Genomic DNA, 13,960 nt, shown 5'->3' with positions numbered 1-13,960 from the left:
CCAATTTTTTGAAAATGAACAGAATCAATCAATTATTTGAAGAAAAAGACAGCAATCTGCTGAATGTATATTTTACCGCCGGTTACCCGAATACGGCCGATACCAGAACGGTATTGGAAAGTCTGGATGCTGCCGGTGCTGACCTGATTGAAATTGGTATTCCTTTTTCTGATCCCGTGGCAGATGGTCCGGTGATTCAGCGCAGCAATGAAAAAGCCCTGGCGCAGGGCATGAGTCTGAAGCTGTTGTTTGAGCAATTGGACGGCATGCGCGATACTGTAAAGGCGCCGGTGATTTTGATGGGCTATGTGAATCCGGTGATTCAGTTTGGAATTGAGGAGTTCTGCAAGGAGTGTCAGCGTGTGGGTGTAGATGGTATCATCGTGCCAGACTTACCGCTACAAGCTTATTTGGATGATTATAAAGCTACCTTTGATGCCTATGGCATTCGTAATGTATTTCTGATTTCTCCACAGACTTCAGCCGAGCGTATTCGTCTGATTGATGAAAAGACGGATGGCTTTATCTATATGGTGTCAGATGCTGGAACTACGGGAGCACGCAAAGGAATTTCTGAAGCGCAATTGACGTATTTTGAACGTATTCAGGATATGAAATTGAAAAACCCGCGTTTGATAGGTTTCGGAATTTCAGATCACGATTCCTTCAGTACGGCTTGTAACTATGCCAATGGTGCGATCATCGGTTCTGCTTTTGTGAATAGCCTGACGGAGGCAGAAGATATTCCAACAGCGATCACGAATTTTGTTAGCCGTGTCAAAAATGGATAGGCTTTGCTAAATATTGCCTAAACTTAATTTTTAACACCTATTTGAACGACTCAACATGATGAGCAAAATTGCGATTGTAAAATATAATGCCGGCAATGTCCGGTCGGTGGAGAATACCCTGCACCGACTGGGGGTTGATCCTGTCATCACCGATGATCCGGAGGAACTGAAAGCTGCGGATAAGGTGATTTTTCCCGGCGTGGGTGAAGCCTCTACGGCCATGAATTTTTTGAAAGAAAAAGGATTGGACGAAGTTATCAAAAATCTGAAACAGCCGGTTTTGGGCATCTGCCTGGGCTTGCAGTTGATGTGTAAACATACCGAAGAAGGAGATGCGGACTGTCTGGGTATTTTTGATGTTTTAGTGAAGCGTTTTCCTCCCGAGGATAAAGTACCTCATGTGGGCTGGAATTCCCTGAGTAAATTGAAGTCTCCCTTGTTTGAGGGCCTGGTAAAGCCTTATGTGTATTTTGTGCACAGCTATTATGCCGAGGCCAACGAATGGGAGATTGCGGAGGCGAATTACATTTTGCCTTTTGCCACCGCTTTGCATCGGGATAATTTTTATGCCATTCAGGCGCATCCGGAGAAGAGCGGGGAAGTGGGGGCGAAGATTCTGGAGAATTTTCTTAAGCTATAGTGGGTTGATCCTTTTGTCTGGTAGTTGGTGCAGTTTATTTTTCCTGAGGGATAAGTTGAAGTAAATTGAAGAATACCGGGAAGTTTGGTTTTTCAGATGGAGCAAGTTATTAACCTGGCGATAATTTATAGTCTATTCTTGATTTTGTAAGATGCTAATAGTGAGTTATCTCTATAGCGGTTAAATAGCGTCGGGTTAATAAGTAAGGCAAACAAAGCGTTGAATGGGGACGTTTTCCATGATGGAGAGTTATAAGTTTTAGTTGTGGGTGGGAATACCCATTTTGAAATTCAATAAGAAAAAATTTGATATTATGAGCGAGCGGGAATTTGAAGCATTTTTGAAAGAGGCAGAGGGTGATTTCTCCACTACAGAAAATTGGGAGGATCGTTTGGTGCTTTGGCAGGATAAGCTACAGGTTTTGCGGGCTGATATTCATCAATGGCTGGCCAAATATGTAGAGGCCGGGAGTATTGTTATTTCTGAAGAGGAGAAAACCCTTATTGAAGAAGGATTAGGAAGTTATACCGTGAAGGGGCTTCGTTTGGAATTCGGTCATCATATTATTTCCATTACCCCTGTCGGTACCCGTTTAATCGGATCTGTCGGGCGGGTGGATGTCATTGGTCCTAAAGCCACGCAACGCCTGTTACTCGTAGATAAAACAGCCAGTGAACCAAATATTGCGACCTATATCACTCCTAATGGAGAGGTCGAAGTTTTTGAGGCTACGGGCCAGTATTTTGTGAAAGTGGATTGGGCCTGGAAGTTGGCTACTCGTCCTCCAGAGGTGAAATATACCCATCTGGATGCCAATGCTTTTTTTGATATCCTGATGAAGGTGGTGAATGGCTAAACGACTATCGGTTTCAAATCAACATTTGAGCTTAGAAAATATTGCAGAGGTTTATCATTATCGTTGTAAATCTCTGCAATTGTATTTTTCTGAAGAAAATCCAAAGTTTTCACTGGTTTTTGCGGGTTTGCTCTCTGAGGAAGTCCACTTTTTAAAGGTTGAACAAATCTCTGAAGCAGAAAAAGATGCTTGTTTAAATCTTTTGGCAGGTATAGAGGCTAAATTCAGATTGGATTATAGCCATCGTTGTGAACGAAAATTGAAAGATCCCTTATCCAAACAAATGAGGATGCTATTTCAACGTTACCAATACCACTGTCCTTTGGATCAGGGGATTTTTAATTTATGGAAATCCAGTGGGCTGGTTTCCCCAGCTTTAATTTCAGAAATTAAGGGGGCTTTTCACTATCGTCACTGGTTGGCGCATGGAAGGTACTGGACTTATAAATCCATTAAATATGATTTTGACGGCCTTTATTATTTAAGTAAACAAGTGGATAAGTTACCTCTGACGTCGGAGGATTAGCGAAAATCCGGATCGTTCCCGAAATATTATTTTTATTAATTGGGCGATACTGACCATTAATGCATTTTTAAACATCTTTTAGCCTTTAACAAATTATGGAAATTATTCCAGCAATAGACCTTATCGACGGTCAATGCGTCCGGTTGACGCAGGGTGACTATGCCCAAAAAAAAGTTTATGAATCCGATCCACTGAAAATGGCCAAAAGCTTTGAGGCCGCTGGTATTCAGCGCCTGCATCTGGTGGATTTAGATGGGGCCAAAGCCCGAAAAATCACCAATGATGCCGTACTGAAAAGAGTAGCTGAAAATACGGCGCTACATATAGATTTTGGTGGTGGCCTGCGGACAGATGAAGATTTGAAAATTGCCTTTGAGAGCGGGGCGAAGCAAATTACCGGAGGTTCCATAGCGGTGAAAGATCCGGAGACCTTCAAGCGCTGGATTCAGGATTTTGGTGGTGATAAGATTATTCTCGGTGCCGATGTGCATGGGGAGAATATTGCCGTGAGTGGCTGGGCCGAATCTTCAGACCGTAAGTTGTTACCTTTCCTGGAGGAATACCTTGGGTTAGGTTTGCAATATGTAATTTGTACAGATGTAAGCAAGGATGGCTTACTGCAGGGGCCGAATGTGGCATTATATCAAAAAATATTGGCTGCTTTTCCGGAGGTGAAGTTGATTGCCAGTGGTGGCGTGGCGGAATTCGATGATTTGAAGAGGCTGGAGGACATTGGCGTTTACGGAACGATTGTCGGGAAGGCTTTTTATGAAGGGAGAATCAGTTTGGAACAGTTGGCCTCATTCGCCTGAAAAATAGAAGATTATGTTAGCGAAAAGAATAATTCCCTGTTTGGATATTAAAGATGGCCGCACAGTCAAAGGGGTGAACTTTGTGGAGCTTCGCGATGCCGGAGATCCGGTGGAGTTGGCGAAGGTTTACGCCAAGGAAGGTGCCGATGAATTGGTATTTCTGGACATTTCTGCCACGCAGGAAAAGCGCAAGACTCTGGTGGATTTGGTCGATCAGGTGGCGCGTCAGATCAATATTCCCTTTACCGTGGGCGGCGGGATTAGTTCCGTGGAAGATGTGCGGGCACTGTTGAATGCCGGGGCGGATAAAATCAGTATTAATAGCTCGGCGGTGCGCCGTCCGGAATTGATCAATGAATTGGCGCAGGAATTCGGCAGTCAGTGTGTGGTGGTGGCGATTGATACGCGCCGTGTGGGTGATGTGGATTTGGTGCATACGCATGGAGGCACAAAACCTACGAAAATTATCACCCAGGAGTGGGCCAAGGAAGTGGCGGAACGCGGTGCCGGAGAGATTTTGCTGACCTCCATGGATCATGATGGAACCAAGGCGGGCTTTGCCAATGAAATTACTGCGGAGCTTTCGGGGATGTTACCGATTCCGGTGATTGCTTCCGGCGGTGCGGGTACGATGCCACATTTTGTGGATGTTTTCACTGACGGAAAAGCCGACGCTGCGCTGGCGGCAAGTATTTTTCACTTTAAAGAGATTCCGGTGCCGGAGCTGAAGGCTTATTTGCGGGAGCAGGGCGTGGAAGTTCGCTTATAAGTTGAGTGGGCTGGCTGAGGGATAGCGGCAGAGGCGAAGCCGTTGTTGGAGCTCCTTTTTGCAGCCTTAGGGCGTAGCGGCTCGCAAAAAGAGCGACTGCCAATAGCCCGACCGCCGTCAGGTGGGCAGCCCCAAAAAAAAGATAAACAATGGAAGCACTCATTATAATTGATATGCAGAAGGGTTCCTTTACTCCTGAAACTCCCCGCTATGCGGCGGATCAGGTGGTGGCCCGAATTAATTCGCTCAGTAAGCGATTCAACGCATTGGCCTGGCCCGTGATTTTCATTCAGCATGATGGGAGCCGGGAAGGTGGTTTTTTTCCGGAAACGGAGGCATGGGAGATTTTGGATAGCCTTGATCGGAAGGCTTCGGATCTGCTGGTAAGTAAGCAGGCGAATGATATGTTCTATAAAACTGATCTGCGTGAAATATTAGACAGAAAGGACATAAAGACCATTTATGTGACCGGCTGTGCGACGGATTATTGTGTGGAGGCTTCGGTGCAATCGGCTTTGGTGAAGGATTACCAGGTGGTTGTGGTGGCTGACGGGCATACGACGGCGGACAGAACGCATATTTCGGCCAGGCAGGCCATTGATCATTATAACGAAATATGGGCGGATTTAAGCCCGACAGAAGGACACGTGCGTGTGGTGCCTTCAGCGGAAATACTGGAAAAGCTGGGGGTGGATTTAGTTGAGTAATAAATTTTTATATTATGAATATTGATTTTCAAAAGGGGGACGGTTTGGTGCCCGTGATTATTCAGGATTTTGCGACCGCAAAGGTGTTGATGCTGGGCTATATGAATGAGGCTGCTTTTGCCCAAACAAAGGAGGAAGGCAAGGTGACTTTTTTCAGCCGGTCCAAGAACAGGTTATGGACGAAGGGGGAAGAAAGCGGTAATTTTTTAATGGTAAAGGACATTCGGTTGGATTGTGACCGGGATACTTTGCTGATTAAGGTGGATCCTGTAGGGCCGGTATGCCATACGGGGGCGGATACTTGTTGGGATGAAAAGAATGATAGCAGCCTGGCCTTTATTGATCATTTGAGAAAGACGATTCACGATCGAATTGCCGAGGATGACCCGAATTCTTATACGAATAAGTTGGTGAAAAGAGGGATCAATAAAGTGGCTCAGAAGGTAGGAGAGGAAGCTGTCGAGGTGGTGATTGAAGCTAAGGATGACAATGCGGAATTATTCCTGAATGAGTCTGCAGATTTGTTGTATCACTATTTAGTGCTGTTGGAGGCCAAAGGACATTCTTTGGAAGAGGTGGCGGATGTACTGCGAGAACGCCATAAATAAGGATAAGCAAATCATTTTTTAGTAAATGAAAAAAAAAGCACGATCGGAAAGGGATCGTGCTTTTTGCGTTTATGGGTAATTGATATTGCGATAAAATGCGGATTAACCACTTTCTGCAACGAGACAGATCGGCGGAAATTTTATTAATTCCACTTAGCCAATCTCGTCTTTTGCTGGAAAAGCACTTTGTTAATGCCAGCGTTACATTAGCTACCTATCAAGAGAAGGCTTCTCTTTGGCATTATATATAAGGGCTGGAATTTCATTTTGGGGAGGGTAATGAATCTAAAGTCTTAATGACATTTCACTTTTTTATTGATTCAGGCAGTAAGTCATATCATGCACGGGATTCTATTTAACAGCTCTGTTTTCATTTTTTATTGATAAAAAACGAAACAAAAAAATCAAGGCTGTGATCAATTCGGGCGGGCCATTGTGCCTACTACCGGAATTCATCAAGGCGTTATTTGAGCTCTGAGGGGTTAGAAGAAAATATTGAGGAAATAACGCTATGATGACTTCTCATCGGTAGCAGTCTCCATGGCTTTTCGCCAATTGATCAAGGCCGTTGTGTTGAAGTGGAAATTTTGGTGCTGTAAAGTCAGCCGACCTTATGAAAGATGGCGGGGAAACGGATAATAAACACCGTATACCGGAGGGATTTGAATAAGGGACATCTGTTTTTAGTCTTCGTAAATTTAATTGGGCGATTTTCAGTTTATGGGAGGTTGTTGAAAATGTGACGAAAACATGGTAAGAATGAAAATCATTTTTGAGTAAATGAAAAAAGCACGATCGGTAAGGGATCGTGCTTTTTAGATTATGGGTATTCAATAAAAAATTAAATGCTCTCACAGTAAGCCATCAAGGCTTTTTTAATTTTGCCGAAGGTCGATTTTAATAACTCTTCATTCTCCTCCAGTAGGGTTACGCGGAATCCCTGTAACTCACTGGCGAAGGAAGAGGTTGGGACTACACAAACGCCTTCCGCGGCTAAGAGTGAATAAACAAAGTGCTTGTCCAAAGACATATTAGGCTCAGCATCTTCCCAACTTTTCAGAAGTGCTGCTGCTTCGGGATTTTCAATCTTTAAATGCTGCCCTTTTTTCAGTACGCCTTCCCGGAAAATGATGGTGTTATAAAATGCACCATTGGTGGGGTTGAAGGTAATGTAGGGGATGTCCTTCAGGATATCCGTGATGATATTACTTCTCTGTCCGATTTCTTTATTCTTTTCAATACGGTAGGGCTGGTAGCGCTCATCCCCCATAATGATCGGAATCGCTTTCTGTGGTAGTTTGGTAGAACAAACCTCAATCATTTTGGCATTGTCCAGGGTCTGACAGAAACGTTCGAACTGTTCGTCGGCTCCACGATTGTAATATTCCATCCATCCACAACGCGCACCTGGCCAGGGGAATTCTTTGGAAATACCTTTCAATGCAATGCCCGGAACTTCCTGAATGTACTCCGCCAGTTGCCATGCGCGGGCATTGTTATAGGTCACATTGCAATAAATCTCATCGGAGATCAACATCAGATTGAACTCTCTGGCAATTTCTACAAAACGATCCAGAATTTCTTTTGGGTATACCATTCCCGTAGGGTTATCCGGATTAATAATCAAGATGCCCACCACATTGGGATTGTATTTGATCTTCAGGTATAAATCATCCATATCCGGATACCAGTGATTGTCCGGATCCAGCTTATAGGTCAGGGGGCTGGTGTTCGCATGCGCTCCTTCAGAAGAAGAGTGCGTGGAATAGGCCGGAGACGGGCCAATAATTCGGGAGGTCGGCATCAGGAATTGATACACCTTTGATATGGCATCTCCCAGACCATTGAAAAATAAAATGTCTTCAGCAGAGATTTGGGCACCCCCCAGGGTATTGGTCCTGGCGGCCAAAAAGGCTCGTGTTTCCGGAATCCCTTTGGAATGGCAATATCCAAAAGTATCATCCTCCTTTACCAATTGGCCAATAATGTCCTTCATCCAATCGGGCATTTTGGCATTTTTCTGAATGGGATCCCCAATGTTTTCCCAGTAAATAGGCTGACCAACCTTTTTCAGTTGTTCCGCCTTTTTTACAATGCCCCGGATTTCGTACGTTAGCTCGCTTGCTCCCTCTCTTAAAAGACGTTGTCTCATATTAAATTATACTCATTAATGACGGGCATTCAGGTAGCCATGGCTTTCCCGTCTAAATTAAATTGCGAAAAATTCAACTTTTGATTGATGATGAATTTCTGGCAGTTCTATTCCGTTGATGGAATAGAGGTGATTATTTTATACAAAATTAATGCCTGATTGGGCTATTTGTGGCGTTTTGCGTTAATTTCCATTAAAATTAATGGCGGTGTGTATGCCTTCATTTGGTGCCAGAATCTTCCGGTTTTTTCCGGGAGTGGCGGATTAATTTTGATTTTGTGAATTATAATGTTGTAAAGTTTGTGAAATTCTTATTATTTCTTCAAAATTCAAAGGTGGGAGAGCGTTTTAGGGTATGATTATTTGGATTTTGATCAGAGGTCAGGAATCCGGGGCAGATAATCCCTGTTTGAAGGCTGTTATAAGAGAATATGGATATTTAACAGGATGAATAGAATTTGGTATTTTTTGATTTCAACAGTAGTTGTGTTAGTAGCTGCATTTTTCTTTCATGAGCAGCGGCTTTCTCAGAAGGCAATGGCCGATCGGGAAGCCCGATTGAAACGGGAACGCCTGTATATTGAGCAAATTAAAAGTAGTGGAAGGGTAGAGCTGGCGGTGGAAGAGTTTGTGTATGTGGATACGGTGAAGAAGGTAGAGCCCTACACCGTTTTGGGTTTCTCTCTGTATGATGCTACCACCAGTCGGGTATTTTATGTGCCGGGCAGATGTTCCTTTATGGTAGACTTTGGTGATGGGGAGAAAACACAAATTTATTCACAGGGTGATTCCATAATTATTGCGGCTGATTTGATCATGGATCATCTTTATTTTGATATTGAAGGGGTGAGTATTAATTCTCTGGAAGAGAGTTGGTTATCTCAGATGAATGATGTGAATACCTTAAGGGGTTTGTCCAAGCGAATCAGAAAAGAGTATGCGCCTCAACTGGCCAAAGCATTTTTGTGGAATCCGGTGTTGGATGGCCTGGAGCAAGGGGTGTTTGAGCCCTTGTCTGATAAGGTGATTATTTTAGAGTTAAATGCCGGATTTTGGATTGGGGAACAGTACTATGAGCCGTCACCATCACGTTTTCGTTTGCGATGAATTATTCGTTTCCAGCTAAATTCCAGCATTCTTGTGGGTGGGTATCCTTGTGAAAGGCATAAGGTGGAAAGGGTGAAATAAGTTGAATAAATTGCCATAAATCCATTATTCCGAATTATCCACCGCTTGATTTAGCGAAATACCATAAGTTAAATTTCGGCTCAATAAGGATGTGCTTGCTAATTAATAGCCCCAATTGAGCTATGGAAGCATTTTCCAAATTCACCTGCTTATTTGGAAATAACGAATTAGGGAAAATTCCTTTAAGCCGGATTATTCATGCTAAAATCCTCGTTTAGCTGTAAGGCGGAAAAATGAAGGAATGGTTTTCTATTTCGAGTTTTTTCAACGAAACAGGTGAAGGAGGAGCAAGCAAGCTTGTATTATTGCGATGATGTTATAAACAAAGTTGATTTGGTGGAGAAGTCCCTGATTAATAGCTTCAGCCTTTCCATTTCCGGAGGTTGGTGCAAGTTGGGTTCCGGGCCAGGGATGAAGGCAGTTTGTTTGAGCTCTTTTGGCTCCTCTAATGGAGGCTGATAGGGCCAAAAAGCGAGTGCCGCCAGCCCGGTTTTGCGTTAGCAAAAGGCCCCCAAAACTCAGTATGGATCGTTCCTGTGTAATGGGGAATAAAAAAAGGCCGGAAATTTTCCGACCTTTTAGGCTAATATTATTTCAACAAACCGGCACGCTTGAGCAGTGCATCAGTTTTGGGTTCGTCTCCACGGAAACGTTTATATAAAGTCATGGGGTGTTCACTTCCTCCTTTGGAAAGGATATTTTCTTTAAAGGAAGTGGCGGTAGTGACATCAAAAATGCCTTTTTCCTGAAATGCTTCAAAGGCATCGGCGTCCAACACTTCGGCCCATTTGTAGGAGTAGTATCCCGCGGAATAGCCGCCCTGAAAAATGTGGCTGAAGCTCGTACTCATACAGGTACTTTCTACTGTGGGGAAAAGCTCGGTGGGTGCCATGGCCTTTTTCTCAAACTCACCCACTTTGGTGTTTTCCTCAGGAGCCTGCCCGTGCCAGGCCATGTCTAGGAGTCCAAAGCTCAACTGGCGAAGGGTTTGGTAGCCCTCCAGGAAGTTGGCCGATTCTTTAATTTTAGTGATCAACTCCATTGGAATGCTTTCGCCGGTTTCGTAATGCTTGGCGAATAAGTCCAGGCATTCTTTTTCATAGGCCCAGTTTTCCAGGATCTGGCTTGGGAGCTCCACAAAGTCCCAATAAACGCTGGTGCCGGAAAGGCTGCTGTATGTGGTGTTGGCCAGCAAACCATGCAGGGCATGTCCGAACTCATGGAAAAGCGTGGTGACTTCATTGAAAGTCAGCAGGCTTGGTTTGGTAGCAGTTGGTTTGGTGAAGTTACATACAATAGAGATGTGCGGACGTTGTTGATCGCCATGTACGTTGGATTGTCCACGGTAAGAGGTCATCCAGGCACCGTTTCTTTTTCCTTTTCTTGGGAAGAAATCTGCGTAAAATAAGCCTACATAGTCGCCAGCCTCTGTTTTTACCTCGTAGGCGGTGACTTCTTCATGGTAAACCGGGATGTCAATCTGCTTAAAGGTAATGCCGAAAAGTCTGCGAGCCGTTTCAAAAACCCCGTCCACTACTTTTTCCAGTTGGAAATAAGGTTTGAGGATTTCGTCATCAATGGCAAACTTTTCCTTTTTTAGCTTTTCGGCATAGTAAGCCCAGTCCCATCTTTGCAATTCTCCTTCCAGTCCCTTGGAAGCGGCAAATGCTTTCACTTCCGCGACCTGTTCATCAGCTACCGGCTTCGCTTTTTCTAAAAGGTCATTCAAAAAGCCTTTTACGGCTTCGGGGCTGCCTGCCATACGTTCTTCTAAGGTGAAGTCCGCATGGTTTTTATAGCCCAGAATCCGGGCCTTTTCATGGCGGAGGCTTACGATTTTTTTAATGATTTCCTGATTGTCCAAATCATCTCCATGGAAACCCTTTTGTCCAAAAGCCAGGAATAATTCCTTTCTTAATTCCCGATTGTCAGCATAGGTCATGGTCGGGATATAAGAAGGGTACTGGAGTGTCAGGGCGTATTGGCCTTCTGCCTCCTGGTTTTTGGCTTCCGCTGCTGCGGCTTCCAAAGCAAAATCCGGCAGACCGGCTAAGTCTTCCTTGTTCTCTACAATTTTGACATATTTATTGGTTTCGGCCAGTACGTTTTCTCCAAACTGAAGACTTGTTTTGGAAAGTTCAGTGGAGATTTCGGTCAGCCGGGCTTTTTGATCCTCGGCTAAAAGAGCACCATTTCTAACGAAACCTTTGTAAGTCTTTTCCAAAAGGGTCTTGTCTTCTGGAGAAAGCGCATCAAGGTTGGTATTTTCAAAAACCGTTTTTACCCTTTCGAAAAGGGCCTCATCTAACAAAATCTCATTGGAATAAACCGTTAATTTCGGAGCGAATTCCTGAGCGATTTTTTGAATTTCATCATTGGTTTCGGCGGAATTCAAATTGAAAAAGATGGAAGATACACGACCTACCAATTTCCCGGCTTCATCCAAAGCAACGATGGTATTATCAAAATCTGCTGGTGCAGTATTGGCTTTTATGGCCTCAATATCTTTTTTGCCACTGGCAATGGCTTCCTCCAAAGCAGGCAAAAAATGTTTTTCTTCTATTTGATCAAAAGGAATTGCCTCGTAAGATCCGGCGAATTTCTCTACTAAAAGTGGGTTATGACTCATTAGATCGATTTTTCATTATGGGAATAATTCCAAAAATAGGACAGTTTTGTAAAAATTTACGTGATTTCATCCAAAAAGGTCCGGCGGAGCAGATTAATTTAAGACTTTTTTCCTGCTATTGATCTAAAAACTATGGGTTTAAACCAATTCTTACACTGGTGAGTTATCAATTTAAATTACAGGTAGTTGTGCTTATGTAGCTTTAATTTTACAACATTATTTGCACAATTATGAAGAGAACTTTACAGGTAATCATTTTTGGGATATGCTTTCTTTTTGGTTCTTCTGCCATGGCGGAGCAAGAACCTCATAAGGATCGAGAGAAGAGGTCTCATAAGAAAGAACAAAAGCAAGAGAAGGGAATACAGCGGAAACAAAGTCAAAAAGAGCATCTGAAAAAATCTGAGCCTCAGGTAGAGGAGGTGATTGCTCCCTTAAGTATTGATGAGTTTAAGCAATTGATAAAAATGACTCGTCCTCCTAAACAGCTCAAGGCATAATGTATTGTGAATGTCTAAGCTTTAAAATGCCATTATGCCTCGTTTTTAACTGCCAAACAATCTGATTGATCGAATGATGTACTGCAGCATTCATCAACCCATTTAAGGGGTGATTGGCAGTGCTTTGCGGGTGGATATGCTTGTTGATAGTCAGAATTTGAGCAAGCTTGCTTTCTTCCGCATACCTCTGCTTAGTTGGATAAAACTCGAAATAAGGAATTGTTCCTTCATTTTCCTCCCTTGATACTGAACGAGGTTTTAGCCTTCATAATTCAGGTAAATTCAATTATAGAGGCCAGCTGTAATTCTGTGATTTTTCAGTTTTCAAACGGCCTTGCTAAATTGTTTCCTATTCATCTGCTTCCCCCAGAAAAAACTCCAATAAAGGGCGTTTTTTTCTTTCAACGCCCTTCGTCTAGACCTGGATAAAAGTAGGTTTAACCCGAATTAATCACCGCTAAATTTACTGACTAGTCTTAAGTAACTCATTTTCAGTTCATTATAAATTGTTTTTTTGATTTATAATAGCCCAAATCTGGGCAAGCTTGCTTTCTCCTCATTCATCTGTTTCGTTGGAAAAAATTCGAAATAGGAAAAATTCCTTCATTTTTTCCGCCTTACAGCTGAACGAGGATTTAAGCATGAACAATCCGGGTTAATCCGGCTTATAGGGAGAGTTTTCGAGTTGATTCCAGAGGCATAATCTATAATTTAAGTAAGGCATCGAAAAATCCCATATTTTTCGTTTTGTCTTTAATAATAAACAGAGGCTTACTGAAAGGGTAATTGATCAGACGTTCGGCTACATCTCCGAGGATGAGGGAAGCCAAGAAGGATTTTCCTTCCGTACCAATACAGATAGCAGAAGCCTTTATCTTTTGGGCGTAATCAGAGATAATTTCTGCTGGGTTACCTTCGTTATCCAGCAGGAATTTGCACTGAACGGCATCTCTCTCCGGGATTCTGCTTTTTTTCAGAAATTGCTCAAATTCCTTTTTACGATTTTTCCGGATAGTTTCCACCCATTCATCATAAGGAATACCCACAGAATAATTTCCAATGGGTGCCGAGAATACATGAACACAGTCAATAATGGGTTTGTTGGCTGACTGGAAAGCAATTTCATAGGCCTTTTCCAACGCCAGTCGAGAGGCATCGGTAAAATCAACAGGGACAATGACGTGGTCAATTTTCTCCGGTAGCGTCTCCGGAATAATCAGCATGGAACAAGGGGCCATATTGGCCACTTTTCGGACCAAATATCCACTGGTATCCATACTGCCTCTGATACCGGAGGGTAATAATTCGATCTCTTGGGCAAATTCAGGGAATACTTTTGGTTTATCTTCTTCCTCCTCCATCATTGGGGTGTTTTGACGTTCTTTCTTCCCAATAGCAATTAAATCCACCATTTTTGTTTTGGCATACTGTACAATTGTTTCCGCTTTATTACCCTTTTTAATGCGGAAGTGAATGCGGCTTTGTTGATCTTTGAAGTAACGCTCCACAGACTGTTCGATGCTGTCCATTAAAATCTCCTCCAGATTCCGGTCCGCTTTGTTTTTATAGGCGGAGGTCCAGTCTTCTTTCGGGATGATATGCAGAAAGTAAATTTCTTTAACGTCCACTATTCGACAGATCATGGATAGGAACTGAAGAATTCGGTCATCCTGTGCAGAGAAATCAAGGGGAACAAGTATCCTTTTTATTTTATAATACATGGTTTTGTTTTTGTTCTTTAAAACAAAACCATGTAGATTTTTTAATGTTGTCCTTTGAATA

Annotated in this window: 13 protein-coding genes; 10 read left to right on the top strand and 3 right to left on the bottom strand. The window is 43.1% G+C overall.

The window, feature by feature from the left end; genetic code table 11:
- Window positions 1-14 precede the first annotated feature (14 nt).
- The 8 genes from trpA to hisIE all read left to right on the top strand — a co-directional run bounded on the left by trpA (window position 15) and on the right by hisIE (window position 5,709).
- Window positions 15-791 carry a tryptophan synthase subunit alpha gene (gene trpA / locus AAA970_RS08150; protein WP_338236701.1) on the top strand — a complete coding sequence of 259 codons (777 nt, stop codon included), beginning with the start codon at window positions 15-17 and terminating at the stop codon, window positions 789-791.
- 55 nt (window positions 792-846) lie between these two features.
- Complete coding sequence (gene hisH, locus AAA970_RS08145; RefSeq protein ID WP_338236700.1) at window positions 847-1,431, top strand: imidazole glycerol phosphate synthase subunit HisH; 585 nt, start codon at window positions 847-849, stop codon at window positions 1,429-1,431.
- A gap of 313 nt (window positions 1,432-1,744) precedes the next feature.
- Entirely contained in the window at window positions 1,745-2,287 is a 543-nt protein-coding gene (locus AAA970_RS08140) for a hypothetical protein (RefSeq protein WP_338236699.1), read from the top strand.
- The gene (locus AAA970_RS08135) at window positions 2,280-2,813 is read left to right on the top strand and encodes a hypothetical protein (RefSeq protein WP_338236698.1); all 534 of its coding nucleotides are present in this window, start codon (window positions 2,280-2,282) and stop codon (window positions 2,811-2,813) included. Before AAA970_RS08140 ends, AAA970_RS08135 begins: the two co-directional genes overlap by 8 nt.
- A gap of 95 nt (window positions 2,814-2,908) precedes the next feature.
- Entirely contained in the window at window positions 2,909-3,625 is a 717-nt protein-coding gene (hisA, locus tag AAA970_RS08130) for a 1-(5-phosphoribosyl)-5-[(5-phosphoribosylamino)methylideneamino]imidazole-4-carboxamide isomerase (protein WP_053405057.1), read from the top strand.
- A gap of 13 nt (window positions 3,626-3,638) precedes the next feature.
- A complete protein-coding gene (gene hisF / locus AAA970_RS08125; protein ID WP_338236697.1) occupies window positions 3,639-4,394 on the top strand; it encodes an imidazole glycerol phosphate synthase subunit HisF in 756 nt (251 codons plus the stop codon).
- Window positions 4,395-4,543: 149 nt separating this feature from the next.
- Window positions 4,544-5,101 (top strand): cysteine hydrolase family protein, encoded by a 558-nt coding sequence (locus AAA970_RS08120; protein WP_338236696.1) that lies wholly within the window; start codon window positions 4,544-4,546, stop codon window positions 5,099-5,101.
- A gap of 14 nt (window positions 5,102-5,115) precedes the next feature.
- Window positions 5,116-5,709 carry a bifunctional phosphoribosyl-AMP cyclohydrolase/phosphoribosyl-ATP diphosphatase HisIE gene (gene hisIE / locus AAA970_RS08115; protein ID WP_053405054.1) on the top strand — a complete coding sequence of 198 codons (594 nt, stop codon included), beginning with the start codon at window positions 5,116-5,118 and terminating at the stop codon, window positions 5,707-5,709.
- An 841-nt stretch (window positions 5,710-6,550) separates the two neighbouring features.
- Here the strand turns inward: hisIE and AAA970_RS08110 are convergent.
- Window positions 6,551-7,861: a pyridoxal phosphate-dependent aminotransferase gene (locus tag AAA970_RS08110; RefSeq protein ID WP_338236695.1), complete on the bottom strand. Its 1,311-nt coding sequence runs from the start codon at window positions 7,859-7,861 to the stop codon at window positions 6,551-6,553.
- A gap of 447 nt (window positions 7,862-8,308) precedes the next feature.
- On the opposite strand from AAA970_RS08110, the gene AAA970_RS08105 reads away from it, so the two are divergent.
- On the top strand, window positions 8,309-8,968 hold the full coding sequence (locus AAA970_RS08105; RefSeq protein WP_338236694.1) for a hypothetical protein: 660 nt from the start codon (window positions 8,309-8,311) through the stop codon (window positions 8,966-8,968).
- Between the two features lie 670 nt (window positions 8,969-9,638).
- Here AAA970_RS08105 and AAA970_RS08100 read toward each other — a convergent pair.
- Window positions 9,639-11,678, bottom strand: a complete 2,040-nt coding sequence (locus AAA970_RS08100; protein ID WP_338236693.1) for a M3 family metallopeptidase — start codon at window positions 11,676-11,678, stop codon at window positions 9,639-9,641.
- A 230-nt stretch (window positions 11,679-11,908) separates the two neighbouring features.
- On the opposite strand from AAA970_RS08100, the gene AAA970_RS08095 reads away from it, so the two are divergent.
- On the top strand, window positions 11,909-12,178 hold the full coding sequence (locus AAA970_RS08095; protein ID WP_338236692.1) for a hypothetical protein: 270 nt from the start codon (window positions 11,909-11,911) through the stop codon (window positions 12,176-12,178).
- 704 nt (window positions 12,179-12,882) lie between these two features.
- Here AAA970_RS08095 and AAA970_RS08090 read toward each other — a convergent pair.
- Window positions 12,883-13,899, bottom strand: a complete 1,017-nt coding sequence (locus tag AAA970_RS08090) for a universal stress protein (protein ID WP_338236691.1) — start codon at window positions 13,897-13,899, stop codon at window positions 12,883-12,885.
- Between the last annotated feature and the right edge of the window lie 61 nt (window positions 13,900-13,960).

The organism is Persicobacter diffluens (assembly GCF_036244895.1).
Classification (GTDB): Bacteria; Bacteroidota; Bacteroidia; order Cytophagales; family Cyclobacteriaceae; genus Persicobacter; species Persicobacter diffluens.
The sequence above is the reverse complement of the archived record's forward strand: the minus strand, read 5'-3'. Positions and strand labels throughout refer to the sequence as shown.

What these genes read in the sequence shown, in the direction of transcription:
- trpA (WP_338236701.1), top strand. Translation starts at nt 15, where the DNA reads ATGAACAGAATCAATCAATTATTTGAAGAAAAAGACAGCAATCTGCTG.
- hisH (WP_338236700.1), top strand. Translation starts at nt 847, where the DNA reads ATGATGAGCAAAATTGCGATTGTAAAATATAATGCCGGCAATGTCCGG.
- AAA970_RS08140 (WP_338236699.1), top strand. Translation starts at nt 1,745, where the DNA reads ATGAGCGAGCGGGAATTTGAAGCATTTTTGAAAGAGGCAGAGGGTGAT.
- AAA970_RS08135 (WP_338236698.1), top strand. Translation starts at nt 2,280, where the DNA reads ATGGCTAAACGACTATCGGTTTCAAATCAACATTTGAGCTTAGAAAAT.
- hisA (WP_053405057.1), top strand. Translation starts at nt 2,909, where the DNA reads ATGGAAATTATTCCAGCAATAGACCTTATCGACGGTCAATGCGTCCGG.
- hisF (WP_338236697.1), top strand. Translation starts at nt 3,639, where the DNA reads ATGTTAGCGAAAAGAATAATTCCCTGTTTGGATATTAAAGATGGCCGC.
- AAA970_RS08120 (WP_338236696.1), top strand. Translation starts at nt 4,544, where the DNA reads ATGGAAGCACTCATTATAATTGATATGCAGAAGGGTTCCTTTACTCCT.
- hisIE (WP_053405054.1), top strand. Translation starts at nt 5,116, where the DNA reads ATGAATATTGATTTTCAAAAGGGGGACGGTTTGGTGCCCGTGATTATT.
- AAA970_RS08110 (WP_338236695.1), bottom strand. Translation starts at nt 7,861, where the DNA reads ATGAGACAACGTCTTTTAAGAGAGGGAGCAAGCGAGCTAACGTACGAA.
- AAA970_RS08105 (WP_338236694.1), top strand. Translation starts at nt 8,309, where the DNA reads ATGAATAGAATTTGGTATTTTTTGATTTCAACAGTAGTTGTGTTAGTA.
- AAA970_RS08100 (WP_338236693.1), bottom strand. Translation starts at nt 11,678, where the DNA reads ATGAGTCATAACCCACTTTTAGTAGAGAAATTCGCCGGATCTTACGAG.
- AAA970_RS08095 (WP_338236692.1), top strand. Translation starts at nt 11,909, where the DNA reads ATGAAGAGAACTTTACAGGTAATCATTTTTGGGATATGCTTTCTTTTT.
- AAA970_RS08090 (WP_338236691.1), bottom strand. Translation starts at nt 13,899, where the DNA reads ATGTATTATAAAATAAAAAGGATACTTGTTCCCCTTGATTTCTCTGCA.